At 36.3% G+C, this 25,762-nt stretch carries 17 protein-coding genes, 1 tRNA gene and 2 pseudogenes; 11 read left to right on the top strand and 9 right to left on the bottom strand.

Features of this window, described 5'->3' with window-relative positions; all coding sequences use genetic code 11:
• Position 1: 1 nt before the first annotated feature.
• The 3 genes and pseudogenes from MW688_RS21400 to sufR all read right to left on the bottom strand — a co-directional run bounded on the left by MW688_RS21400 (position 2) and on the right by sufR (position 1,969).
• Positions 2-628 (bottom strand): nuclease/transposase family protein, encoded by a 627-nt coding sequence (locus tag MW688_RS21400; protein ID WP_486738042.1) that lies wholly within the window; start codon positions 626-628, stop codon positions 2-4.
• Positions 603-1,230 (bottom strand): annotated as a pseudogene (locus MW688_RS21405) (IS607 family transposase). Before MW688_RS21405 ends, MW688_RS21400 begins: the two are co-directional and overlap by 26 nt.
• Before the next feature lie 58 nt (positions 1,231-1,288).
• Positions 1,289-1,969, bottom strand: a complete 681-nt coding sequence (gene sufR / locus MW688_RS21410) for an iron-sulfur cluster biosynthesis transcriptional regulator SufR (RefSeq protein WP_486738043.1) — start codon at positions 1,967-1,969, stop codon at positions 1,289-1,291.
• A 175-nt stretch (positions 1,970-2,144) separates the two neighbouring features.
• Between sufR and sufB the strand changes: the two genes are divergently transcribed.
• The 4 genes from sufB to MW688_RS21430 all read left to right on the top strand — a co-directional run bounded on the left by sufB (position 2,145) and on the right by MW688_RS21430 (position 7,260).
• Positions 2,145-3,587, top strand: a complete 1,443-nt coding sequence (gene sufB, locus MW688_RS21415; protein ID WP_486738044.1) for a Fe-S cluster assembly protein SufB — start codon at positions 2,145-2,147, stop codon at positions 3,585-3,587.
• 271 nt (positions 3,588-3,858) lie between these two features.
• Complete coding sequence (gene sufC / locus MW688_RS21420) at positions 3,859-4,653, top strand: Fe-S cluster assembly ATPase SufC (RefSeq protein WP_486738045.1); 795 nt, start codon at positions 3,859-3,861, stop codon at positions 4,651-4,653.
• Positions 4,654-5,988 carry a Fe-S cluster assembly protein SufD gene (sufD, locus tag MW688_RS21425; protein WP_486738046.1) on the top strand — a complete coding sequence of 445 codons (1,335 nt, stop codon included), beginning with the start codon at positions 4,654-4,656 and terminating at the stop codon, positions 5,986-5,988.
• Between the two features lie 12 nt (positions 5,989-6,000).
• Positions 6,001-7,260, top strand: a complete 1,260-nt coding sequence (locus tag MW688_RS21430; RefSeq protein WP_486738047.1) for a SufS family cysteine desulfurase — start codon at positions 6,001-6,003, stop codon at positions 7,258-7,260.
• A gap of 585 nt (positions 7,261-7,845) precedes the next feature.
• Here MW688_RS21430 and MW688_RS21435 read toward each other — a convergent pair.
• On the bottom strand, positions 7,846-10,203 hold the full coding sequence (locus tag MW688_RS21435; RefSeq protein ID WP_486738048.1) for a CRTAC homolog protein: 2,358 nt from the start codon (positions 10,201-10,203) through the stop codon (positions 7,846-7,848).
• A 667-nt stretch (positions 10,204-10,870) separates the two neighbouring features.
• Here MW688_RS21435 and MW688_RS21440 point away from each other — a divergent pair.
• On the top strand, positions 10,871-12,268 hold the full coding sequence (locus tag MW688_RS21440; RefSeq protein WP_486738049.1) for a TniB family NTP-binding protein: 1,398 nt from the start codon (positions 10,871-10,873) through the stop codon (positions 12,266-12,268).
• Positions 12,265-12,759, top strand: a complete 495-nt coding sequence (locus MW688_RS21445; RefSeq protein WP_486738050.1) for a TniQ family protein — start codon at positions 12,265-12,267, stop codon at positions 12,757-12,759. The genes MW688_RS21440 and MW688_RS21445 overlap by 4 nt, the downstream gene beginning before the upstream one ends.
• A gap of 867 nt (positions 12,760-13,626) precedes the next feature.
• Here the strand turns inward: MW688_RS21445 and MW688_RS21450 are convergent.
• From MW688_RS21450 to MW688_RS21465, 4 genes are all read right to left on the bottom strand, one after another.
• Positions 13,627-17,268 carry a CHAT domain-containing tetratricopeptide repeat protein gene (locus tag MW688_RS21450; protein ID WP_486738051.1) on the bottom strand — a complete coding sequence of 1,214 codons (3,642 nt, stop codon included), beginning with the start codon at positions 17,266-17,268 and terminating at the stop codon, positions 13,627-13,629.
• 54 nt (positions 17,269-17,322) lie between these two features.
• Entirely contained in the window at positions 17,323-18,123 is an 801-nt protein-coding gene (locus MW688_RS21455) for a hypothetical protein (RefSeq protein WP_486738052.1), read from the bottom strand.
• 130 nt (positions 18,124-18,253) lie between these two features.
• Positions 18,254-18,589: a hypothetical protein gene (locus tag MW688_RS21460; RefSeq protein ID WP_486738053.1), complete on the bottom strand. Its 336-nt coding sequence runs from the start codon at positions 18,587-18,589 to the stop codon at positions 18,254-18,256.
• Between the two features lie 320 nt (positions 18,590-18,909).
• Positions 18,910-19,350, bottom strand: coding sequence for a MerR family transcriptional regulator (locus tag MW688_RS21465; RefSeq protein ID WP_486738054.1), 441 nt, complete (start codon positions 19,348-19,350; stop codon positions 18,910-18,912).
• A 114-nt stretch (positions 19,351-19,464) separates the two neighbouring features.
• On the opposite strand from MW688_RS21465, the pseudogene cas12k reads away from it, so the two are divergent.
• Positions 19,465-21,270, top strand: a pseudogene (cas12k, locus tag MW688_RS21470) (type V CRISPR-associated protein Cas12k).
• Here cas12k and MW688_RS21475 read toward each other — a convergent pair.
• Positions 21,262-21,335: transfer RNA gene (locus MW688_RS21475), tRNA-Pro, on the bottom strand. The pseudogene cas12k and the gene MW688_RS21475 sit on opposite strands and share 9 nt — an antisense overlap.
• A 636-nt stretch (positions 21,336-21,971) precedes the next feature.
• Between MW688_RS21475 and MW688_RS21480 the strand changes: the two genes are divergently transcribed.
• From MW688_RS21480 to MW688_RS21495, 4 genes are all read left to right on the top strand, one after another.
• Positions 21,972-22,595: an IS607 family transposase gene (locus MW688_RS21480; protein WP_486738055.1), complete on the top strand. Its 624-nt coding sequence runs from the start codon at positions 21,972-21,974 to the stop codon at positions 22,593-22,595.
• Positions 22,596-22,636: 41 nt separating this feature from the next.
• The gene (locus MW688_RS21485; RefSeq protein WP_486738056.1) at positions 22,637-24,283 is read left to right on the top strand and encodes an IS200/IS605 family accessory protein TnpB-related protein; all 1,647 of its coding nucleotides are present in this window, start codon (positions 22,637-22,639) and stop codon (positions 24,281-24,283) included.
• Positions 24,284-24,500: 217 nt separating this feature from the next.
• A complete protein-coding gene (locus tag MW688_RS21490) occupies positions 24,501-24,734 on the top strand; it encodes a hypothetical protein (RefSeq protein WP_486738057.1) in 234 nt (77 codons plus the stop codon).
• Complete coding sequence (locus MW688_RS21495; protein WP_486738058.1) at positions 24,722-25,714, top strand: fatty acid desaturase family protein; 993 nt, start codon at positions 24,722-24,724, stop codon at positions 25,712-25,714. Before MW688_RS21490 ends, MW688_RS21495 begins: the two co-directional genes overlap by 13 nt.
• Positions 25,715-25,762: the final 48 nt, after the last annotated feature.

A 25,762-nucleotide genomic window follows, 5' to 3' on the forward strand; every position in this document is an offset into this window, starting at 1 on the left:
TTTAACCTACTTCAACAGGAACGAATCGCACATCGAGATGTGAACAGAGTCTATTGACTCGCCCAATGTCTTTCTCGCCAACTTCTAGAAGAGTTTCTCCATCATATCCAGTCAAAAAAGTTCTATTGCCGGGATCCAAAGCAATTACTCTTTCTACGTCTAAATTTTCAGTAGCTTTAACTATTGGAAAGCAAGCGAACCATTTCCCTTTTTGGTATACAAGCTGAGTGCCGTATATACATTCTTTGGGGAACTCTTGTTTAGAGTAAAAACTTAAACCTTTAGTTAACTTGCTATACCAAGTTCCTTTTTTATAGTTACCTGGTTTAAACTTTATAACTTGAGAAGTTGCTTTACAGGACTTAAATTTAGCCATTCCTCCACTTGCTTTAGCTTGACGATGAGCATCTACAGCATCAGCTACGGCTTCCTGTAATTGGTGCCCTGGTAACTTCTTAACCCAATCGGGGAAATCTGCACTCCTAGCAATAGCTTGTAAACTGTATGTTGAGTACTGGTTATCAACTCTTAATTTTTCAATAGTCCAGTTATATATCCGACGATAGGCAGCTAACCATAACTTCCAAATTTTGTAGAGTTCTTTAGATGGATAAACCCTGATTTTCAAGACACTGTTTGGGGTCGGTTTTTTGCTCTGGTTCCGTGGTTTTTTCTTGTACTGCTTTGGTGACTTCTTTTTTGTCCTTGCGTAGTCCGTATAACCTTGCAGAAAAACAGTGGAGGATTGACAGGATATCTTCAACGAGTTCTTGCTCGGGAGAAAGTTTACGCTCATTGAGAACCACGAGTTTTGTTTTTGTTTGCTGGCATAGCCACTCAACAAATGGGAACCCAAATCAGAAGAGTCGGTCGGGATAGGCGCACACAAGACATTGAACATTTCCTTGGAGTATACGCTCCAAAATTTTGAGCAACTTTCGCCTCCTAAAGTTGAGCCCGCTTCCAACTTCTGTAATAAGTTCTCCTCCTGGGTAAGCTTGTTGTAAAAATTGAGCTTGTCGTTCGAGGTCATCTCGCTCTTGATGAGGTAGAGACTCGTGCATAGAGAATAATGGGTTTTTCTTCTTCTTTCTATTTGTTGATGCAGAATCTTCTTTGACCTCCTGGTGTTCTGATTGACTTGATTTTTCCTTCATTTTCCCATCGCCGGAGGGTGGAGACTGAAACCCCGAGGTATTCGGAGGCTTTTGCTGGTGTGACATAACTCATTGTTTATTTTTGATTCATCAATCTTATCATACACGGCTTTAGCAAGTTATGACAAGGTTTAATGAGATATTTCGTTACTAGTCAAAGCTCTAACAGGAGAGGAAACATTTAGAGGTTGAATTAAATAGCCACAACGGTGTTCCCCATTATTAATCCATTGAGTCCTCTCTATTTTACAATCAGGTAAAATCGCTGCAAACATTTCTAACTCATGACCACATACACTAGGATAAGACTCAGCCACATCAGAAATGGCGCAGTTATGTTCTGCTAAAATATAGGAGTTTTGTTGAGCTAAGTGTAATTCCGCCATATAGCCTTCAGCTCGACGTAATTGCATTAATTTAGTTACTCTTTCTTGGAGATTGCCAGAACCAATTCTTTGTTGATATTCCCACGCTTTACGCTGCCATTGTTTGCGCAATACTTGGTTTACCTGTTCTTTGCCCACAGTTTCAGCTAAAGTATCTAAGAAAGTAATGGCAAATTCACCGTAACTATGGGGAAAGCGATCGCGCCCTTGGCGACTTAGTTGATAGATATATTGAGGTCGTCCTAATTTTTGAGTAGACTCTTGATGCTCGATTAATCCTTCGGTTTCTAAGTCTTTGAGATGGCGTCTAATTGCTTGGGCACTTATCTGTAAACTTTGGGCTAACTCCTTAGCACTTGCTTGTCCTTTTCTTAATAAATAGTTAAGAATATCTTGTTTAGAAGATGATGATTGAGATATAGTCATTTTTTTAGCAGTTTTACTATCCAGCTTAAATGTAAAATTATACTTTGACAACAAACTTGTTGTTAATCTATTATATAATAGAGAAAAACAACACGCTAGTTGTTAAAGTCCTCAACTAGTGCCTTCCCATTGAGTAAACATAGTCAATTAATAAATAGAGAGAACACATATAAATATGAGCGCTACATCAGTTAAAAACCTGGTAAACCAACCATATAAGTACGGATTTATCACTGACATCGAGACAGATAGTCTGCCTCGTGGCCTGAGTGAGGACGTAATTCGCCTAATTTCAGCCAAAAAAAATGAACCAGAATTCATGCTCGAATTCCGTTTAAAAGCCTATAAACAATGGCAAAAAATGACTGAGCCAAATTGGGCAGAAGTCGGCTATCCCCCTATTAATTATCAAGATATTATTTACTATAGTGCCCCCAAAAAAAGCAAGGAAAAACTAGAAAACCTAGATGAAGTAGACCCAGCCCTTTTAGAAACTTTTGAGAAACTGGGTATACCACTATCAGAACAAAAAAGATTAGCCAACGTAGCAGTAGATGCAATCTTTGACAGTGTATCCATTGCCACAACCTTCAAAGAAAAATTAGCAGAAGCGGGAGTAATTTTCTGCTCAATCTCTGAAGCCTTACAAGAGCATCCCGAATTAGTTGAGCGTTATTTAGGTGCAGTTGTACCCATTAACGATAATTATTTTGCAGCTCTCAACTCAGCAGTTTTCAGTGATGGCTCCTTCGTATATATTCCAGAAGGAGTAACCTGCCCCATGGAATTATCTACCTATTTCCGAATTAATAGCGGCGATACAGGACAATTTGAGCGCACCCTAATTGTTGCTGAATCAGGAGCCTCTGTAAGCTATCTAGAAGGCTGCACTGCTCCCATGTACGATACTAATCAATTACACGCCGCTGTAGTTGAGTTAGTGGCTTTAGACAATGCCGATATTAAATACTCCACAGTACAAAACTGGTATGCAGGAGATGAAAACGGCAAAGGCGGTATATATAACTTTGTGACTAAAAGAGGACTGTGTAAAGGAGTTAACTCTAAAATATCCTGGACACAAATAGAAACAGGGTCTGCAATTACCTGGAAATATCCTAGCTGCGTATTAGTAGGAGATAACTCCATTGGAGAATTTTACTCAGTTGCTTTAACTAACAATAAGCAACAGGCAGATACTGGTACCAAAATGATACATATAGGCAAAAATACCCGCAGTACTATCATTTCTAAAGGAATATCCGCGGGTAAGTCTCAAAATAGCTATCGCGGTTTAGTAAAAGTAGGACCAAAAGCCATAGGCGCCAGAAATTACTCCCAGTGTGACTCCATGTTAATCGGAGACCAAGCCCAAGCAAATACATTTCCCTATATTCAAGTAGGCCAAAACACTGCTAAAGTTGAACACGAGGCTTCTACTTCTAAAATAGGAGAAGATCAATTATTCTACCTTAGCCAACGAGGTATTTCTGAAGAAGATGCCGTATCTATGTTAGTAGGTGGCTTTTGTAAAGATGTCCTCAACAAATTACCTATGGAATTTGCCGCAGAAGCTGATAAACTTCTAAGTCTCAAGTTAGAAGGCTCCGTAGGTTAAATTCAGACTTCCCTCTTTTCCCCAAGCTACTAGTAGCTTTTGGAATTAGGAATTGAGAGTGGTGAAATAACAATTAAGTGTAATTACTTGATTTTGTAGTAAAAAGGCTCTTTTTACTACTACCTCAACATGCTGGAAATGTGTATCAATCACCAGCAAGAATACTAGTGCAAAATTTTAGGAATTAGGTCATCTATATTCCTAAGTTGAAAATCCCAAAAGGTGACACACCAACAAACCAACAAACCTAATTGTCAATTTTTTATTATCCATGAGTCAAACAGAAAACCAAGTAATACTATCCGTTCGTAATTTAACCGCTAATATAGATGATGTGCCCATTCTCAAGGGAGTCAATCTAGAAGTAAAAGCCGGAGAAATCCACGCGATTATGGGGCGTAATGGCTCCGGTAAGAGTACTTTTTCTAAAGTATTGGCAGGGCACCCTAGTTATGAAGTAACTGGAGGAGAAATTATCTACCAAGGGAAAAATTTACTGGAATTAGAGCCCCAAGAGCGCTCTTTAGCCGGAATTTTTCTAGCCTTTCAGTATCCTATCGAAATTCCTGGGGTGAGTAATTTAGATTTTTTGAGAGTTGCTTACAATGCTAAATTGAAACACCAGGGGAAAGAAGAAATAGATACTTTTGATTTTGAAGACTTGATTGAATCTAAGTTAGATATCGTGAAAATGGATCCCCGCTTTTTAGAGCGAAGCGTTAATCAAGGTTTCTCTGGAGGAGAAAAAAAACGGAATGAAATTCTACAAATGGCTTTGTTAGAGCCTAGTTTAGCTGTGTTAGATGAAACAGATTCCGGTTTAGATATTGATGCTCTGAAAATAGTTGCTAATGGCGTTAATCAGTTAGCATCTCCTGATAATGCTTTTGTTTTAATTACTCATTATCAACGCTTACTTAATTATATAGAGCCTGATTTTGTCCACGTTATGCAAAATGGACAAATTGTTACCACGGGAGGTAAAGAGTTAGCCCTTGAATTGGAATCCCGCGGCTACGAATTCTTAGAAGATGAGTCAGAGGAGAAAGCAGAGGTAGAAGTTTAAATGAGCACCTTAGTAGATAAAAAAGAAACAATAGATAGTTATTTAACAAATTTAGTTAGTAAATTAACTGAGTTAGAAACAAGCTTAGAATTAGAAGAACTACAAAAATGGGCGATCGCTCAATTAGCTAATCAGAAGTATCCCGGCAAAAATGATGAAGATTGGCGCTTCACTGATTTATCAGAGTTAACTAGTTTTCCTTGGGAATTGTCTACCCCTAGGGAAATAGATACAGAAACTTTAGCTCAGTTTATCCTTCCTGAGGCACAAACTAGTAGAATGGTCTTGGTTAACGGTGTCTATCAACCTCAACTGTCTGATGTATCGGGATTGCCAAGGGGAGTGTATGTAGGCAATTGGCAGGATTTGAGTGCTAAGGAAAAAACCACAGTTATTGAGTATTTAACTAGCAATCAGTCCCATAGAGATGTATTTTCTCTACTTAATAGTGCTAGTGTGAAAGAATTGGCAGTTATTTGGGCAGAAGCTAACGTAGTAGTCGAACAACCAATTCATCTGGTAAATATAAGTATACCGACAACATCCCCTAGTTTAAGTCAACCATATTTAGTGGCGATCGCCCAGAGAAACTCTCAATATACTCTCATTGAACAATATTCTACTATAACCCTTAATTGTTCCGACATACCGCAAAATCTCCCCTACTTCAACAACGTTGTCACGGACATTTTCCTAGAAGACAACGCTCAAATCAAACATAATCGGATACAAAGAGACTCAGGAGATGCCTTTCATATAGGCAACACAGTAGTTAATCAAAAACGCGATAGCAGTTACAGTATCATTGAAGTAAATATGGGTGCTAAGCTATCCCGTCACAACCTTTTAGTCTTACAACAAGGTGAACAAACCACAACTAATCTACAGGGATTTAGTTTAGTAGGCGGGCAACAATTAGCCGATACTCATACTAAAGTTGCTCTCAACCATCCCCATGGAACTACCAATCAACTACACAAGTGTATTGTAGACGATACAGCAACGGTTGTCTTTAATGGTAAAATAATAGTGCCCCAAACAGCGCAACTTACCAGCGCTAACCAGCTTAATCGAAACTTAATGCTCTCAGAAAAAGGCAAAGTAAACACCAAACCAGAACTACAAATTACCGCCGATAACGTCAAATGTACCCACGGCGCCACCATCAGTCAATTAGAAACCGATGAAATATTTTATCTCCAAAGCCGTGGCTTGAGTCAATTAGATGCTCGTCACTTACTTATAGATGCTTTTGGGGCAGAAATTCTAGAGATGATAGAAGTAGATTCCCTAAAAAAACGTCTTTCTCAATGTGTTGCTTGTAGAAATTACTAATTATCAATAAATATGACCTATACACCAACTAAAAGCCTTGCTGACACAGTTAGCGCAGATTTTCCCATCTTAAGACAAGAAATTAACGGCAAACCCTTGATTTATTTTGATAGTGCCGCTACTTCTCAAAAACCCACATCGGTAATTGAAGCTTGGCAAGGATACTATAAACAGGATAACGCTAACGTTCATAGAGGTGCCCATACTTTGAGTAATCGCGCCACAGAAGCCTATGAAGGGGCGCGGGAAAAGGTAGCTAAATTTATCAAAGCAACCTCCGCCAGAGAAATTGTCTTTACCCGCAACGCCACCGAAGCAATTAACCTAGTAGCCAACACCTGGGGATTAGCTAATTTACAACCAGGGGATGAAATTATTCTATCAGTGATGGAACATCATAGTAATTTAGTACCCTGGCAAATGCTCGCCGCTAAAACTGGCGCTGTGTTGAAGTATGTGTCATTATCGGCTGAAGAAGGCTTTGATATGGAAGCCTATCAAGGTTTACTCAACTCTAAAACAAAGTTAGTAGCTGTAGTCCATGTTTCTAACACCCTCGGCTGTGTGAATCCTGTAGCAGAAATAGTGACCTTAGCCCATAATTACGGCGCTAAAGTACTTATTGACGCCTGTCAGAGTGTCCCTCATCTCCCTACTAATGTACAGGAAATTGACTGTGACTGGTTAGTAGCAAGTGGTCACAAAATGTGCGCCCCCACAGGTATCGGCTTTCTTTACGGCAAAGAAGCTTTACTTAACTCTATGCCTCCTTTTTTAGGGGGAGGTGAGATGATTGAAGAGGTTTCCCTCGATGGTTTTACCTGGGGTGAATTACCTCACAAATTTGAAGCAGGCACTCCCGCCATTGGTGAGGCGATCGCCCTTGGGGCCGCCGTAGACTACCTTAGTGCTATAGGTGTAGAGCGGATTCATGCCTACGAAGAGGAGTTAACTAAGTATTTATTTGCCAAACTTTCAGAAATTCCCCAACTAAGAATTTATGGCCCCAAACCCACAGAAAATAGGGTTAATAGAGCTGCATTAGCTGCTTTTAATGTAGAAGGTATCCATGCTAGTGACTTATCTACTTTACTAGATAACGAAGGAGTAGCGATTCGTTCGGGTCATCATTGTACTCAACCTTTGCATAAATTATTTCAAGCTTCTGGAAGTGCCCGCGCCAGCCTCTATTTTTATAACACTTTCGCTGAAATAGACCGTTTTGTCGTGGCTTTAACAGAGACTATCGACTTTTTTCAAGGGATGAGGTAGATATCTTAACCACCTCTTTCGGCATTTGGTGGTAAATTGTATCAAATTTGAGGCAGGACTCTCTTTTTAATTAAAACGCTACAAATAGCTTTTGTATACTCTTTTTGTAGTAAAAAAGAAGAAGCCTTGCTATGTAGGGTACGGGTGAAAAAGTAAGTTTTGGTGAGGAGAAAGGCAAGAGAGGCAAGAGAGGTAATAATGATTTATGAATTTTCGAGTAATCAAAGAAAAAAATGCACTCTTTCTAGCATAATATATCAAAAAACCTTGCACTTTTTATGATAAAAATGGGATCAAACCTTTATCTAGCAAAAGTTTTACATTTATTCAGCAAGCCCTATGTATACTGTTCCTGATGGGGTGACAAGGTGGCGCTTGATATAGACGCCGATTTAAGTTATATAGCGCTACGCACTAGGGAACAGGGAACAGCGGTGGGACCCCGCTGTTCCCTGTTCCTTCCTAAAAACGATAACTTATGCGTCCTAATAGACTATTGCTATAACTTAAAAGTCATAATAGATATCACTATCATATAGAGAAATTCTAACAGATAAACAAGAGCGATATCTAATAGTAAAACAATTAAACCACCATAATCTGCTGATTGCTCAAAGCTGGTTTTGAAGTTAGAGTGGCTAAATGAATTCTGCTACCACCTGAAGAATAAAAAGCATCAGCATCAGGATAAGAATCGAAGAAAAGATTTCCAGTGTTTTGATCGTAAACAAAATTGCCTGTATTAATTTCTGTCTTTTCTGTACCTAAGCTAAAATTGGCTGCTGGCAATTCACCTAAAGGTAGTCTGTCAGAGTTTCGACGAGTACCCCTTGGGTTGCTAAATACTTTTTGAGGAATAACGATTTTATCTTTAAAAATGTCGAAATCTGTAAGCTCATCTTGACCATCATCGGGACTGTAAAAGACAAAGCTATCTTTTCCCGGACCTCCAGTTAGTTGATCTGATCCTCTTCCACCTAACAAAGTATCATTACCTGTATTACCTTCTAATGTATCATTATGAATGCCGCCTGTTAGCTTATCATTACCACTATTTCCACGTAAGAGATCATGACCAGAATTACCGAACAGAAAATCATTGCCGCCACCTCCACTGAGAGTGTCATGACCACTTCCACCAGAAATGCTATCTTCTCCGTTTTCCCCTATGAGAACATCTTGGTTTCGTTGTCCTAAGATTGTATCATTTCTGTTAGTACCTATAATGTTATTGTCTTTGTTATCACCGATTAGAATACTTTGAAACAATGGAAATCGATTGTTTGATTCTTTAACTTGTATTATTTGATTAGCTTTAACATTGCGTAGAATCTGTTTCAATCCAGAGGGCCAAAAAATTTCAACTCTTTGGGCAAATTCATGTTGATTTAAGCCAAAATGCACCCGAGAGGAATTCTGGCCAAATGATTGATTAAGTACAGAATAAAGCTCTCTATATTGAGTCATTCCGTCAGCTGTAGTCAATTTTACTTGAGCTCCCAAAGCATCCCGATTCGATCTAGTTCCTTCTAAATCGATCTGTAACCAATTATTTCTATTTCCTTTATTTGCAAAAAGATAAGACGGTGTTATTTGTTCATGTTGATTATTTTTATCGCGATCGCTTACAACATTCGTAGTGAATACATCAGGAAAACCATTCATATCGTAATCTACATTGAATACTCTTTGAATGTTACTTGTTAACCTTCCGTATACTCCTGTGGGCACTTTGCTGGTTCTTTTCGGTATAATCCCACCATTTCCCTTTACCCATACAAATTCTCCATCTCCTCTATTTTTATACAGAATACCTGCTCCAGTACGAAGTTTATTGTCTTTAGTCTTGGTCCATGTTGTCATGTATATATCGAGATAGCCATCGTTATCAAAATCCGCAACTGTTGCATCCGAAGTATATAAAGGCTTATCAAGTCCTGCATTTTTAGATACTTCTACATAAGTCTTAGTATTATTGTCGTAGTCAAAATATAAGGGAGTTGTAGGTTCTTTGGCGTCTTGTGATACAATAACTAAAACTTCAGGTGTTTCATCATTATCAAAATCTTCTACAAGAACGTCAGTAATAACTTTTCGTTGTACTTCTTCTATTTCAGAAGGTAGAGTATTCAGTTTAATAACAAATCTACCGTTGTTCTGTGATTCGTAGGTTTTTAGAGTGTTTCTATACCCAACTTCTACTAATAAGTCAAGTACTTGGTCTCCCAATAAATCAGCTGGATAAATCGCTGTTGAGTACAGGGGTGATCCTGTAAAATTTCGAATTTGTTTAAATTTATTATTTGGAGTTTGAAGATATAAAGCTGTTTGATCTAGACCTTTATCTGAGAGTTCCCTCATTAAGGGACTTATCTTCTTATGCTGTTCCGTATATTCCCAGTTGCTATGGATTAAGTCTAAGCGACCATCTGAATTAACATCGGCCCAAGCAATTCCTCTACCTCTATGGCCATGAGCATCAACTGTTTTTTCATTAAGATCAACATTACGATCACCAATAATCCCCTCAACACCTAAATCTCTCGCTTTCTCTTTGAGCCATCCGTCTTCATTAACGTAAAAAAGACTAGTCGTGCTTGACAAAGTAAAGCTCGCGGGAGCCCCACCTGTAGTAAATGCTATGTCTTTATCTCCATCATTATCATAATCCGCCACAGTCATGCCGTGTGTATCGGAATTACGCTCATAGTAATCATTCAATACGTAGGGAGCAATATCATCAAAGGTTCCATTCCCATTATTTATATATATACTAAGTTGCTGAGCACCCGGCTTGTCTAATTGGAGCGGTTGGATCCAATGAGGAACATCAACTAGATCCATTAATCCATCTTGATTAAAATCAACCCAACTTGCTGAATAAGTTGCTAATCCTCCATCCCAACTAATCCCAGATCTTTTAGTTTTATCAGTAAACTTCATGTTAATTCCTTACTTATTATGTCATGAGTAAATATACGGCTATCACGGTAAGCTGGGAAATTTTGGGTGGGTAGGAGGTTGAAGGGGTTCAATGGTTTCCCAGGTCCTGGATTGGAAATCCAGGGAACGAATGACCTGACAACTCGTCTCCACTAGCTTGTCCCGCCTTAAGTTGCTAGCCGATATACTTACAAATTTGTACTGTAATTAATCATATCAAAAAAATTCTCAGTAAATTGTACATTCAGTAGATGGAAAAGTTTTTCCCCAGAGCGATCTCGTGCGAGATCCGCTTCGCTCTAGTTAAAATTTTTGGACATTAATTCTATAAAAAATGACGCTTAATTTGTCACTAAAGCTTAAACGACAAAGAATTTGTCACTGTACAAGTACAAACTGTACAGTGACACATTAAATGACGTGATGCCAAATTATTGTCGTCGGCTGTTATCCTTAGATAGTATTGATTCATGACACTTTAATATATTAAAGCCTTTGTTAACAAAATGCCAAATTAGATGTCGCTTATAAGATTAGTGCCAAATTAGATGGCGTGTTCCTAAGCATCGATCTTCAGATTAGTGACAAATTGAATGGCGCTTTTATTGATTATTGGTTAGAATAACATTATGTGTTATTAAAACAAAAATAGTTTAACAAATGGCAGATGATAAGCGATACAAACTCCCCTTCTGAATCTGATGATCAAGTAGTGATTATCTCTGAACTGACTGAAGAAGCACAAACTAAATTAGAAGTGATTCAGTCTCTGTTAGAACCGTGCGATCGCGCAACTTATGGCGAAAGGCTTCGAGAAGGAGCAAAGAAACTTGATATTTCTGTCCGTTCTGTACAAAGACTCTTTAAGCGTTATCAAGAAGAAGGTTTGACAGGTTTAGTTAGTGGAAAGCGTAGGGATAAAGGCAAATACCGAATAGGTGATTTTTGGGAAGACTTTATGATCAAGACTTATAAGCAAGGGAATAAAGGTAGTAAACGGATGACTCCCAAGCAGGTAGCCTTAAGAGTAGAAGTGAAAGCATCGGAAATAGATGATCTTGATCCTCCTAGTTATCGCACAGTTTTAAGAGTATTGAAGCCAATTCTCAATAAGCAGAAAAAGACTATTCGTTCGCCAGGATGGAAAGGTTCTTCTTTATCAGTGAAAACTCGTGATGGCTTTGATTTAGAGATTAACTATAGCAATCAAGTTTGGCAGTGTGACCATACTCGTGCTGATGTTTTGTTAGTTGATAATCATGGTGAGTTAATTGGTCGTCCTTGGTTAACAACCGTAATCGATAGTTATTCTCGTTGTGTTGTTGGGATTAATTTGGGTTTTGATGCCCCTAGTTCTCAAGTTGTCACTTTAGCTCTACGAAATGCTATATTACCAAAGCAATATGGCGAAGAATATAAACTTAATTGTGAATGGGGAACCTATGGTTTACCTCAATATCTTTTTACTGATGGAGGTAAGGATTTTAGATCCAATCATCTGACGGAAATTGCTACTCAATTAGGATTTGTGCTGAAGTTACGCGATCGCCCTTCTGAAGGAGGTATTGTAGAACGTCCTTTTAAAACTCTTAATCAAAGTCTTTTTTCTACTCTACCTGGATATACTAAGGTTCAAGAAGAGGAATTAATAGAGACACCGATAGAAGAGGCTGATAGATTAAAACCAGATACATTCCCAGAAGTACGAGATATTAATGATAAGTTAGAAATTTCAGTGGTTTTAGTTGGTACTGATAGATTAGATGCTGTCATTAAGCGAGATGAACAAGTTTACAATCGTTTTCGCTCTCATCGTCGCTTTGGTAAGTTGACAGGAGCTGATTTTAAGAAAACTGTTGCTATTTGGGAAGAAAAGGTTTTACAGTTGCCTGTTGCTTCTAATTTAAGCCGTCAGGAGATGATCAAGATCTTGTTTAAGGCAACTGAAGGCTACATTGGTCGTTTAGATGAGCTTTTGAGAGAAGCAGCAATTAAGTCTCTGTCTAGAGGCAGTAAAAAAATTGAAAAGACGGTTTTACAGGAAGTAGCCAGGGAATACTCATGAAAGCAAATAATGAAATTAAACCTTGGTTGTTTATTGTTGAACCAATGGAAGGAGAAAGCCTCAGCCACTTTTTAGGACGATTTAGACGACTAAATCATTTAAGTCCCAGTGCTTTGGGACAATTAGCAGGGATTGGGGCAAAAATAGCTCGATGGGAACGATTTTATCTTAATCCTTTTCCTTCTGATGCGGATTTACAGGCTTTAGGAGAGATTGTTGGGGTTCAGGGGGAACGTTTACGTTTAATGCTACCTCCTTTGGGAGAAGAGTTGATGTTCAAGTCAATTCGCTTGTGTGGAGAGTGTTATAAAGAGTTGCCCTGTCATAGGATTGAATGGCAATTTAAGTCAGTTTGGATGTGTGAGAAACACAACTTAAAGCTGTTGTCTAAGTGTCCTAATTGTGACAAGAAGTTTAAGATTCCTGCTTTGTGGGAGTTTGGAGAGTGCGATCGCTGTCGGCTAGTTTTTGAGAAATGGGAGTACATTTAGCACAGGTTTCGCAGAATTAGCTTGTGCTTATAATCTTACCAAGCTTGCCCTAAATATCAAAGTTTTTGTCCTTATTTTAAATTTGCTTATCCAGATATAGAAACCTTTTTGCTACTAACAAAGCCAGATTAGTTTTTATGAGCAGCTTACTATCCATTTTTTTTGACAGCTACAAATAAATTTTTACTCATACTTTTTTCGTACCTAATACCTATTATGCCCTCTAGCTCATTTTTAATGAAATTTATATCATATTCATAGGGCTTTAAAAAAGCTCTTTGCTTATATTTCACAGCAAATAAGACGAAATATAAGTAGTAAAAAAGTCTAGTAATAAGAAGGAGTAATATAAATCTGTTATGCCTAAAAAACAGTATGATCCATGTAACCCACCCGGAGTCACTAATTTTAAAAAGGAGTGTTGCAATACGCAAAAGGAGGTCAAAATCAACTTTTCAGTACCTAAACCTCAATTTAACTATAGTCAGTCATCACAAAAAAATTGCAAACCTTTAACAGATTGCGCAATAGACAAAGCTAAAGCCTGTGAAGTTTTCAAACAGTCGCAGTCCAAAAAATAGAATGAGAGATGACAAGCAAAAATAAAGATAGTGTATATCTTTGCTAACTTTTTTATAGAAGCGCAATTATTGCGCTTCTTTTTATTATAGAGGGTAAATACAGGCAATAAAACAAATGTCCAACCCAGACACAGGTCAACATTGTTAAAATTATATTAATTATGGTTGTTCAATTTGAAATAGTAAGCTAATACGTATTCAAACTGGATATTATCAAATTAATTGAAAAAACTGATAGTCATCACTATTCCCTGTTACCTTGGTCTTAACAGTTTAATTTTGTTTCTCATAAAGTTTCAAAAACTCCTTGGCAAATCCATGCTCCCCAGTTTTCAGGATGGCTAAGAGGTTTGACATCTCCTTGGGATGTCATTAGACTATCAATACGAGTTTCAAAATCATCAGGTGAGCCTAATTTTTGTTTGATAATTTCTTTACCCCAATCAAATTCAAGCAATTCAGCAACAGTTATATCTTTCACATATATTTGTGCCTCTCGGAGAGCTTGATGGCGTTCCATTTTTTGGTCTAAATTGTGGAAGTATCTTTCCATTAATAAGGGTGTGGTTAAATCTGGTACTGAATATAAGCTCATCAATAAGGTTTTTGTACCTGCTAAAGAAAAAGCATACCGTAAGCCATAAACTCCCTGCCCGTTAATTACTTCTCCTAATGCGGTTTGACAAGCATTAAGTATTGTTACTTCTGTTTTCCATAAGTCAAGGGCTAATAAATCTTGAGCAAAAACTACTCCTTTACCAGCATTTTCCGGTAATTGTCCTTTTTTAAGCCATGTATTCGCCCCTGCTAAGGCTAAAAATGACCTTAATAATGGGTTAGGTTGTTGTTGAATGTGATAGAAACGATTTTGGGATGTTATAGTCTGTAGTTTTAATGGTTCTGGAGGCGGTTCGTTGCCTTTATAGGGGGCAAAGACTCCATGAGTAGCTATCATAAAGTATTTAGGGCATTTACTGGCTTTTAAGGCAGATTCAAGGGCTTCTTCACCGAAATAAGGCTGGACCTTGAATTTTTCGGCGAGTTTAGCCGTGGTAATTCTTGTCCCTTCTAATTGTTCTAAATCATGGTTTTGGATCCAATCACGGTATTGTTCGTTGTTTGAGTGACTTGATGATTCTTTAAAGTTTTTTGTTTCTTGATTATCAACGAAACTAGCTGATAAATTAAAATCAGGATCTGCAATGAATAATGATTTGGTAGTGGGGCGGTCAATTTCTACCTTACCTCGCATTATATCCCGTCCACTGGTAAAAAAGTTAAGAGCTATTTTATCCACTAAGAAACCGCCTTTAGTATCCGTAGAAAGAGCAGCAAAGGGGACAAGGTTTAATTGCCCATCGGGGGCTAAAAATAATTGTTCTCTCTCGCCGATAACTCCCCATAAGGGATTAAATAAGGCTTCATAAAGCTCAAAACCTGCTTGGTTATCAAATTCTTTGAGAGTTAATTCCGTTTTTTCAGGATTGCTCAATGAATTTTCTACACTATTAAGACAGCGAGATTTACCATCAGGAGGGATAATAGTATCACGATAAATATTAATAAGTCTGTCAATATGTTCAGCATCAAAAAAGAGCATTTCTACTTTTTCAGGTTGCTCTTGATTGACTATAAAGGCTAAGTAAAGAGGTTTATCCCATTTGTTTTCCTCAAAGTCATAAACATTAAAGTGAATAAATTCGATGAGGCTACTATTTTTAGGTAACTCCAAAGCGATGGATTGACGAGATGCGAACTGATATAGTTTTTTTAATTCCGGTATTTGTGAGGTGAGGTTTTTTTGCAATTCATCCCGTTTGTTGATAATCGTTTGTAAGTCGATGTTAGTTTGATTTAGTTGAGCATCAGAGTATGATAAATAAGTTATTTGTTCATATAAATGACGTAGTTCTTCAAAATCCTTTTCTAAATGAGGATATTTTTCACTATAAAGGTATTGATTAAACAGGGCTTGGGAATAAGCAATAATAGCTTTACGTTGAATAATAAATTCAAAAGCGGTGTTAATCACTTCAGTAGAATCAGAAAAATGTTGTTTAACTAGAGATAGAAAAATATCTAAAGAAACTTTTTTATTGCTAATAAGTAATTCACGGTTAGAAAATGAACTGAAACCAAATTCCCGTTGAATGATATTATTATCAATTTCTACTGATTGTTTTAGGTATTGATATGCTTTTGAGTAGGATTTTTTTATAGAGTATACTAAACCCAAATTCTTGAGATTTGCTGCTATATTTGGATGATTTTCTTCTCCATATATATTTTTCATCATTTTCAAGGCTTCTTCAAGGTAAAACAGCGCGTCCTCTATTCTTCCCCTTTTTTGGGATAATACTCCCAGATTACTGAGGCTTTTTGCTATATTTGGATGATTTTCTTCTCCATATATATTTTTTATCATCTCCAAGGCTTCTTCAAGGTAAGACTCAGCTTCTTTCATTTTTCCCATTTCTTGGGATAAATTTCCCAGATTATTAAGGCATCCTGCTATATTTGGATGATTTTCTTCTCCACATATATTTTTTATCATCTCCAAGGCTTGTTGATAGTAAGACAGCGCTTCTTCCATTTTTCCCATTTCTCGGGATAAATTTCCCAGATTATTGAGGATTGTTGCCATAAAAGGATGATTTTCTTCTATATATACCTTCTTATACATCTCCAAGGCTTGTTTATAGTAAGACAGCGCTTCTTCAATTTTTCCCATTTCTTGGGATAAATTTCCCAGATTATTAAGGGTTGCTGCCATAAGAGGATGATTTTCTTCTATATATACCTTCTTATACATCTCCAAGGCTTGTTTATAGTAAGACAGCGCTTCTTCAATTTTTCCCATTTCTTGGGATAAATTTCCCAGATTATTAAGGGTTGCTGCCATAAGAGGATGATTTTCTTCTCCACATATTTTTTTCATCATCTCCAAGGCATCTTTAAGGTGAGACTCAGCTTTTTTTATTTTTCCCATTTCTCGGGATAAATTTCCCAGATTATTAAGGATTGTTGCCATAAAAGGATGATTTTCTTCTCCACATATTTTTTCCCTCATCTCCAAGGCTTGTTGATAGTAAGACTCAGCTTTTTTTATTTTTCCCATTTTTTGGAATAAAGTTCCCAGATTATTAAGGATTCTTGCTATATGACGATGATTTTCTTCTATATATACCTTCTTATACATCTCCAAGGCTTGTTGATAGTAAGACAGCGCTTCTTCAATTTTTCCCATTGTTTCATATAAACCTCCGAGATTATTAAGGATTGCTGCTCTATGAGGATGATTTTCTTCACCATATATTTTTTTCCTCATCCCCAAGGCTTGTTGATAGTAATACTCAGCTTCTTCCATTTTTCCCATTTCTTGGGATAAACTTCCCAGATCATGAAAGATTTCTGCTATATCAGGATGATTTTCTTCTCCATATATTTTTTTCCTCATCTCCAAGGCTTGTTGATAGTAGGACTCAGCTTCCTCTAGTCTTCCCATTTCTTGAGATAAAAATCCCAAATTATTAAGGCTTGTTGCTACATCAGGATGATGTGTATTAAGGCTGTATAGTACTGTCACATAAAGACATAACTCACAAATATAAATGGCTTCGGGATAATTTCCTTGATTTTTGAATTGAGTAGCCAGAAGAATCAAAACATTGTAAATTATTTGTCCAGCCACTAGTAGAATTTGATGAACTGTATATGCTGCTGTTTTATCTTGCTGTTGATTTAAAGAAATAATAGTCTGATTGAGTTTCTCTAAGATACTCATTATAGCTGGTGAGATTTCATTATTAGCAAATACAAATTCATGATTGTTTATATTATCTAGTTGAAGGATAGCAATTTCTTTTGGTGAAATAATATTCTGAAATAATGCCCATGAAAGTGCTTGGTGATATTCTTGTTCGTCCATTTAAAAAGCTTTAATCCACACAATTAATATTTTTAGTTAACAATGTTGTTGGAACTAAATGACGTAAAACTCACATCGTAAAATTTGATAATCTCTTCTATTTTTTAAATTATTAAGTAATTCTTGTAAATGATGTGTATAAAGTTTTAAATGTGTATATTCCATAGTAAAATGCAGTGGCCAATTTAATTTTATTGGCTTTGATGTAATAATAGCTACTTGTTCAACAGTTCCTTTTGCTATCATTGGAAAATCATCCATATTTTTCTGTGGTAAAATAAGTGGTTCTTTTTTCTGACAACTATAACTTGCAATTATTGAAGGACATAAAAGTCCATAGTTATCATCTACACCCTTTTCTAAAACCATAACATACCTGTTTGGTTCTTCTAAATTAATCTGAATTTGGATTTTTTCTCCTAATCTTACTTGACGGTAAAAAGGACTATCATTATTCTCATTTTCTGTGAACGATAAAAGACACCCTTGCATTTTTTCTGTTTTGATTGCCCCCATTTTAGAAACCTCAGCTTTTTCTTGAAGTTGTTTCCAAAGTTCATCTATTTCAACATATTGTTTTTGAAGATAACTACGTAAAACATCATATTTACCCTTTTTATCTTGCTTTAATTCTTCACATACACTCTCAAAATTTTTATAAACTCCCCCAGCACGATTATCACTATAATATGTTGATTTCTCTATATTTAATGCTTGACAAATTTCTTTTACACTCAAATCGCTGTTGTAATTAGGATACATAGCCTTTAAAGTTTCTAACTGAGTACCTTTCAATTTCCAACTATCTTTTAAACAATTTGCTTGTTTAGTCAAAAATTCTTGCCAATCTCTCATTGCAGTACTTTCCTTATTAATGTAGAGTAGAATACTTCTATCCTAGCTTATGTTAAACTAGGATAGAAGTATAAATATAAGTTTACTGAATATTTTTAACTACAGTACTTGATTAGTATTGTAGTTATTTTTACCACCTTCTTTCTATAGAAAAAGTGGTAAATCCAGTGTTCGTATTGTGATCTAAACAACCTGTAGTTGATCCATCTTGACTAGTATGACAAAAAGTACCTTTTGTAGGATTAACTGTTAAATGATTATGATCATTTGATAAAGAGATGGATCGAGTATTTACATCAACATCAATACAACCTGTATTTGCTCCATCTTGACTAGTATGACAAAAACCGCCTCCTGTAGGATTAACTCTTATCTGAGAATTACCATTAATGTTTTGAGATAGTCCTAGTTCCCCGCTTGGAGACATATAAGGTTGAGGATAATTAGAGGTATTATTTTCTGGCATTTTTGACCTTTGAATTCAACTTAGTAAAGAGCTTTTTTTGCCCTATGAGTATATGATAGAAATTTCCTGAAGGGGTGAAAAGGTACTTTTTTATCAATAAGGTACTAGTTTTGTGGGAGGAGACCAAATTAAGGTAACTTGGCTAACAATCGGCAAATACCGAATATGGTTTTTCAGAATCTAAGCAAAAAACAGATTTCCAAATCCCTTGTTGGAAAGTCATTAGTAGCAAAATATTAACTATTCATGAGAATATGTGAAGGGTGCAACGTAAAATTGCCTAAAATCAATAGCTTTTAATTAACTACCCTACTTTTATCTTAATTTTTAGAAAATTCTTTTAAATTTTCTCTTAAACGTTTATGAATCCTCTCTCCCCAAAACGGCACCAGGGGTAGTCCCTGACCATTGACCCTTGAAAACGCATCTTCATCGTTATAAATCGCTAATTCTAAGTTATTAGGACTCATTAAAATCATTAATCGGTTTAATTCTTCTAATGATACATCCGCTTTAAAAACCTCAGGGTAATGTTCTTTCAAAATTTCCAGGGATTTTTGCGCCGTATCAAAACTTAACCCCACTGACAGCAAATACTCCATTACCATCAACTGTAATAAATCTGAGACGGAATAATAGACATTACGCCCTTTTCCACTAGGGTTAACTGTTGGTATAACAAGTCCTTTATCTCGCCAGTATTGTAATTGCCGACGAGAACATCCTGTAATTTTAGATGCTTCTGTACTGGTAAAAAACATGTTTTCCATATAATTTTGATTATATAAAAAAGCTTTTACAAAACATACTTATGTTTTAAAACACATAATGTGTTAATATAATTAAGATGAGTTTATGTACTAAGTGACGATTCTATGAGTATCATTACAATTCAATGTCGCCTCGTCGCCCCAGAAACAACCCGTCAATTCCTTTGGCAGTTGATGAAGGAAAAAAATACACCTTTGGTAAACGAACTTTTAAGACAAGTAGCCCACCATCCTGACTTTGAAACCTGGAGACAAAAAGGCAAGCTTGAAGCAGGGATTATCAAAAAACTCTGCGAACCCCTCAGAAAAGATCCCCATTTTCGAGATCAACCTGGGCGCTTTTATACTAGTGCGATCGCTCTTGTTGATTACATTTACAAATCATGTTTAAAACTTCAACAACAGTTACAGCGTAAATTAGAGGGACAAAATCGTTGGTTAGTAATGCTCAAAAGTGATCAAGAATTAGTTCAAATCAGTCAGTCTAATCTGGAAACCATTCAAGCAAAAGCCACTGAAATTCTTTCTTCCCTTAAACCAGACCCACAGTCCACTGAAAAAAGTAAAAAATCTCAAAATAACAAAAGCTTGTTTACTCAACTGAATGATTTATATGACAAAACTGAGGATAGTTTAACCCGTTGTGCTATTCGTTACCTGCTCAAAAACAGTTGTAAAATTGCTAAAAAGCCTGAAGATCCCAAAAAATTTGCTCAACGTCGCCGTAAAGTTGAAGTCAAGATTCAACGTCTTATTAAACAGATAGACAGCTCAATTCCTCAAGGTAGAGACTTAACAGGGGACTGTTGGTTAGAAACTTTAAATATTGCGGCTAATACTGCCACCATGGATGCAGAAAAAGTTAAATCATGGCAAAATCAACTTTTAAGCCAATCTAAATCTACTCCTTATCCTGTTGCTTATGAAACTAATGAAGACTTAACATGGAGTATTAATAAGAAAGGTCGCCTCTGTGTGCGCTTTAACGGCTTAGGAAAGCATACTTTTCAAATATACTGTGACCAACGACAATTAAACTGGTTTCAACGCTTTTATGAAGATCAACAAATCAAGAAAAATGGCAAAAATCAAGATTCTAGTGCTTTATTTACTTTAAGATCTGGTCGAATTTTTTGGCAAGAAGGCAAAAGCAAAGGTAAACCTTGGAATATTCATAATTTAGCTTTACATTGTAGTTTAGATACTCGTTTTTGGACAGAAGAAGGTACAGAACAAATTCAGCAAGAGAAATCTAAAAAATTTCAAACAAATCGCCTACGAATGAAACCTGAATTAACTTTTGGTATTTTCTTTCGTTGTCAACAGCTTGAAATTTATTGACACCTATGGTTAATTATTACCGTATCTCGGCTTCAATCATTCAAAGAGAAAGGAAATATTGCCAAAGCTAATCACGATTTTCAAAAAGCTATCCAAAGAAATGAATCTTCCCTACAAAAAATTACTAATTCTTATAATCGTCCCCATAAGCCTTTGTATCAAGGAAAATCTAATATTCTAGTTGGTGTTGCCATGGCACTCGAAAAACCAGCCACCCTTGCTATTGTGGATGGAATAACAGGAGTTGCGATCGCTTACCGTAGTCTGAAACAATTATTGGGTGAAAATTATCATTTGTTAAATCGTCAACGTAAACAGAAGCAAAAAACCTCCCATCAACGCCATAAAGCCCAAAAATCTTTCAGTGATAATAAATTTGGTGAATCACAATTAGGTGAATATATTGATCGTTTACTTGCTAAAGCCATCGTAGCTGTGGCTAAAACCTATGAAGCAGGAAGTATTGTTGTTCCTAAGATTAAAGATATGCGAGAAATTATTCAATCTGAAATTCAGGCAAAAGCAGAAGAAAAAATTCCTGGTTATGTAGACAAACATATATCGGGATGACTGGATTCGAACCAGCGGCCCCTTCGTCCCGAACGAAGTACGCTACCAAGCTGCGCTACATCCCGTCTTTACATATTTTACCATATCAAATTTTTGAAATCTATTTTTTAAATAAAATAAATTCTATAAAGGATACTTAATAACCGGATTTAGTTAGTATGATATGCGATCGCACACTATAGCAGTACCAAAAATAGTTAGGACATCGATACTTGAGTGAAAGGGGAACAGGGAACAACAAAAAATGTCCTAATATTAATGCGTAAGGCTAGATCAAAGATGTTACTTAACTTAACAGAAAAACCCATCTGCCTTTTTTGAGGCACCGAGGCAGATGCGCGAACCGCAGAAGCAATGGAATAGCCTGATCATCTTCTGAATTTATGAGATAAAATGGCTTAAGTTAAATATCCATATATTTTTTTCTTAGCTTAGCCTTACTGAGTTTTTCCTTTGTTATTAAACAATTAAACAATAAGGTGATGTGTCATAAGTTTACTGTTGGGTAGAGCCAATTCGGAAAAATTTATAGATAAGGTATCATTTAAGTCTTAGAATAAAAATGAGGAGTTAGAATCTACCTATAGATTAAGATCCCATTTCAGAAAGGACATTTAACTTTACTGTTCCGTCTAGGTAGCAAAAATATATCTATATCTGCTAATATATTATAAAGTTTAGGAGATTATAGGAGTCAATAATTGAATGCTAGAGACAAACCAGGTGAATTTGCCAAAAAGATTAACCGAAGCCTTGGAACCTTAAGAATTTGGGATAAAAACGGGAAATTGCCAGCCAAACGACTTCCATCAGGACACCGCTATTATACAGAGGAAGATTACTATCAAGCCTTAAGTTTAGAAAAGCCAAAAGTTAAGAAACAAACGGTTATCTATGCAAGAGTTTCTTCTAGCAAACAAAAACAAGACCTAATTCGACAAAGAGAAGCTAAGGAACAGTTTTGTCTGGCGAGAGGCTATATTATTGATGAAGTTATTGAAGAAATTGGAGGGGGATTGAACTATACTCGTCCTCAGTTTTGGCGACTAATGACAATGATTGAAAATAAAGAAATTGGGACTTTAGTAATTGCTTTTAAAGATAGATTATGCCGATTTGGATTTGAATACTTTGAAGACTTTTTAGCAACACATGAAGGAAGGTTAATAGTGGCTAATGCACAAAATTTATCTCCCCAACAAGAGCTAGTAGAAGACTTGATGGCTGTGATTCATTCTTTCTCCTGTCGTCTTTATGGATTAAGGAAATATAAAAAAGAGATTAATAAAATAGTTAAAGAGACTCTTGATGAAAAAATATGTTAGAATAAAAAAGTGATTTTCTTGAAAGAAATAGCGAAAAAGAAATGGCGAAAAAGAAATCCTTAAAAGCTAAGTTAACACGGATTAGTCGGTCAAAACAGAAGAATGAAATACCCGTGTATCAAAGAATTATAGGGATTGAAAGTAAGGTAGAATATCATCCATTTCTAGAAGATTGGGGTAATGAATATCAAAGTCTTTTACGCAGGGCTTTAAATGATAGACAAAAAGGAATATCCGAAACTGAAATAGAGAAAAGTTTTCAGAAAAAGTATAATATTCAGTGGGCTTATGCTGATAGTTTGGCTAGAAATGCTAGTTCTGTATTTGACCAATTAACCACTGCTAAAGAACATCAAATCTCTCTTCTTGAAACGGATTTAAAAGCGGGATTTAAGAAAGTAGGAGAAAGTTTAGAAAATCTAGATAATGCTTATTATAATCCGACTCAGGGAAATCTAAGAAACTTTAATAAGAAATTATTAGGAATTAAATCTAAGTTAGAAAGGCTAAAACGAAAGCAACAGCAACTCCTCAAGTTACAGCAAGAAGAAAGGTTGCATATTTGTTGGGGGTCAAAGAAATTATTTAAGGCTCAATATAATTTAGAAGAAAATGGGTATAGTAATCATGAAGAATGGTTAGAAGAATGGAGAAGAAAACGAGGGGGAAACTTTTATAGTGTAGGAAAAGGGTCAGTAAATGGTAATAATCCTGTGACTAAAATTCATCACAAAGCTGATGATATTTTTACTGTGACAATTACGGTTCCTCGTTGCTATCAGAAGATTTATGGGAATAAAATTACTTTAGAGTTTGAAATTACTAAACAACGCAAACATGATTTATTGTATGCTTTAGAATCTAATAAACCCGTTACGGTTCAAATTTATAGAAGAGAACATAAAGATAATCAATGGTATATTCATTTATCCACTTATGTGCAAGGGGTCCCTTATATTTCTCACAAAAGAAATGGTTGTTTAGGTATTGACTTAAATGCTAAATCAATTGACCTTGTTTATGTCAAAAGAGATGGGAATTTACATCAAGTTAATGGACAAAAAACTTTGTTTTCTTGGGATATTCCTACGGGTACCACGGGACAAGTTGAAGCCAAGTTAAGGGATATTGTAGCTGACATTGTTAGGATAGGGGAGAGTTATGGATGTCCCATTGCTTGTGAAGACTTAGATTTTAGTAAAAAGAAAGCTACTTTAAGACATTCTCCGAAAAAATACAACCGAATGCTGAGTGGTTTTATCTATGATAAATTTAGAGCTTTCTTAGTAGCTAGAGCCGAAAAATATGGCATCGAAGTAATTTTCAAGAATCCTTTTGCCACCTCAGTTATTGGGATGGTGAAGTATATGGCTAAATATGGGCTGAATTCTGCTTATGCTGCGGCCATGGTGATTGCCAGACGAGGGTTAGGGTTCTCTGAACGCATACCTCGTTCTTATTGGCAAATAATAGGAATTTGCACCTCTTCACCAGAGGATAAGGAGGTGCAATCATGGGGTCAATGGGGGAAAATTTGCAAGCTTATTGGTAAGCTCAAAATCTCCCGACACCAAATGTTTGAATCAGCGAAAGTCCTAGAGGTACTGCATGATGCAGTTTCCCGAACTAGAAGGGGGAAATCCCCCCCTGACAGGAAAGGAAAGTCAAATCTGCTTCAAAACCAGTAGTTTTTCAAACAGTAAAATTCACGGGGAGTCACCGATGCCCCAAAACTGTTAGCCTAACAACACATTGTTAGATATTAACAGGTTTTTAGTAGGTGTACACAAGAGTTAAACTTTGTTCTTTTTCGGAAGAAACTCATAATGTGGGCTCAAAATTCCCTTGTTTTTGGGTTGCAACAGCTACAATTATGAAACTAAATCAATTTTTTGAGGTACCTACGTGAAAAAAATTTTTCAAGAAGAAATAGAAAGTAAATCAATTTCTTCCAATTTCTCAGAAATTTCCCTGAATCAAAACAAGAGTCTAGGAAGTAAGATAGGTGTGCTGCTTGGGCGTTCACTTTTTCCTCTAACGGCAATCTTGATTATCATGGGTACTATTGTCTGGGGACCATGGATTAGCCTAATTTTAGCAATTGTCTGGTTTAGCATAGTTTTAGTATGGATTGGTTAAATATCTTGAGCAATATCAAAGAACAGACAATTTCTAAAAAGTCTATACTTAAACATCCAGAAGATGTACACTGTATTATTTTTCATTTATTGTGCCTTTTCGCTTATGTTTTGGCGTTTTGGTTATACCTTCATCCAGAAGTAGCTCAGATCAAGGGTGTGTGGTCACGTACAGCGTTTGTCGGTGCTTGTGTGATAATGTTGGGTTGGATTTCGGGAATTAATGTAGGAGTTAATTTTCATAACCACGCTCACCGAAAAATTTTTCGCTGGAAATGGCTAAACGACTGGTTTGGTCGGTTGTGGACTTTCTCTGGAGGTTGGCCATCTTTTTTTTGGGAGTATTCTCATGTGGTTATTCATCATGCTAATTTATTGGGGGAAGAAGACTGGACAGTTCCCAAATGTAAAGCTGATGGTTACTTTGAGAATATTTATCTTTATAGTTTCTTTCACTGGCCATGGCGTTATGCTCTAGATTTGTGGCGCGATTTTCGTGGTGAACGAGGTGGAAAGAAAATTAAAAACAACTTTGTTAAAGAGTTTATTATTTTTCTGCTCCTATGGTCAATTCCCTTTTGGATAGATCCATTCATGGCTCTTGTTTTATGGGTTTTACCCCACTATTTCGCTAATGTGGTCATTATGGGACCAGGGATGTATGTTCAACACGTAGGATGTGAGAAGCCTTCCTCTTCTAATTCTTACAAGCATTCAAACACTTTTCTTTCTAAATTTTTTAACTTGACGATGTTCAATATTGGATATCATATCGAACACCATTCTTTTGCTAATATACACTGGAGTGATCTACCAAAGTTACATGAAAGTTTAAAAGAAGATTTGAGTAACAATGAGTCATACATATTTCCTTTTGGATGTTATTATTTGGCAAGTCGTTTTTTAGGAAATCCAATCAAATCTTCTTATCAAGTTTTTGAACATATTATTCGCTTTAAACAATCAGTGTCGGTCAAATAAAATGATTCTTCTGATTGAACGCACCCCACCTACTTCGTGAGGTGGGGA

The sequence above is a fragment of the Johannesbaptistia floridana genome, from assembly GCF_057440575.1.

What these genes read in the sequence shown, in the direction of transcription:
- sufR (WP_486738043.1), bottom strand. Translation starts at nt 1,969, where the DNA reads ATGACTATATCTCAATCATCATCTTCTAAACAAGATATTCTTAACTAT.
- sufB (WP_486738044.1), top strand. Translation starts at nt 2,145, where the DNA reads ATGAGCGCTACATCAGTTAAAAACCTGGTAAACCAACCATATAAGTAC.
- sufC (WP_486738045.1), top strand. Translation starts at nt 3,859, where the DNA reads ATGAGTCAAACAGAAAACCAAGTAATACTATCCGTTCGTAATTTAACC.
- sufD (WP_486738046.1), top strand. Translation starts at nt 4,654, where the DNA reads ATGAGCACCTTAGTAGATAAAAAAGAAACAATAGATAGTTATTTAACA.
- MW688_RS21430 (WP_486738047.1), top strand. Translation starts at nt 6,001, where the DNA reads ATGACCTATACACCAACTAAAAGCCTTGCTGACACAGTTAGCGCAGAT.
- MW688_RS21435 (WP_486738048.1), bottom strand. Translation starts at nt 10,203, where the DNA reads ATGAAGTTTACTGATAAAACTAAAAGATCTGGGATTAGTTGGGATGGA.
- MW688_RS21440 (WP_486738049.1), top strand. Translation starts at nt 10,871, where the DNA reads ATGATAAGCGATACAAACTCCCCTTCTGAATCTGATGATCAAGTAGTG.
- MW688_RS21445 (WP_486738050.1), top strand. Translation starts at nt 12,265, where the DNA reads ATGAAAGCAAATAATGAAATTAAACCTTGGTTGTTTATTGTTGAACCA.
- MW688_RS21450 (WP_486738051.1), bottom strand. Translation starts at nt 17,268, where the DNA reads ATGGACGAACAAGAATATCACCAAGCACTTTCATGGGCATTATTTCAG.
- MW688_RS21455 (WP_486738052.1), bottom strand. Translation starts at nt 18,123, where the DNA reads ATGAGAGATTGGCAAGAATTTTTGACTAAACAAGCAAATTGTTTAAAA.
- MW688_RS21460 (WP_486738053.1), bottom strand. Translation starts at nt 18,589, where the DNA reads ATGCCAGAAAATAATACCTCTAATTATCCTCAACCTTATATGTCTCCA.
- MW688_RS21465 (WP_486738054.1), bottom strand. Translation starts at nt 19,350, where the DNA reads ATGTTTTTTACCAGTACAGAAGCATCTAAAATTACAGGATGTTCTCGT.
- MW688_RS21485 (WP_486738056.1), top strand. Translation starts at nt 22,637, where the DNA reads ATGGCGAAAAAGAAATCCTTAAAAGCTAAGTTAACACGGATTAGTCGG.
- MW688_RS21495 (WP_486738058.1), top strand. Translation starts at nt 24,722, where the DNA reads ATGGATTGGTTAAATATCTTGAGCAATATCAAAGAACAGACAATTTCT.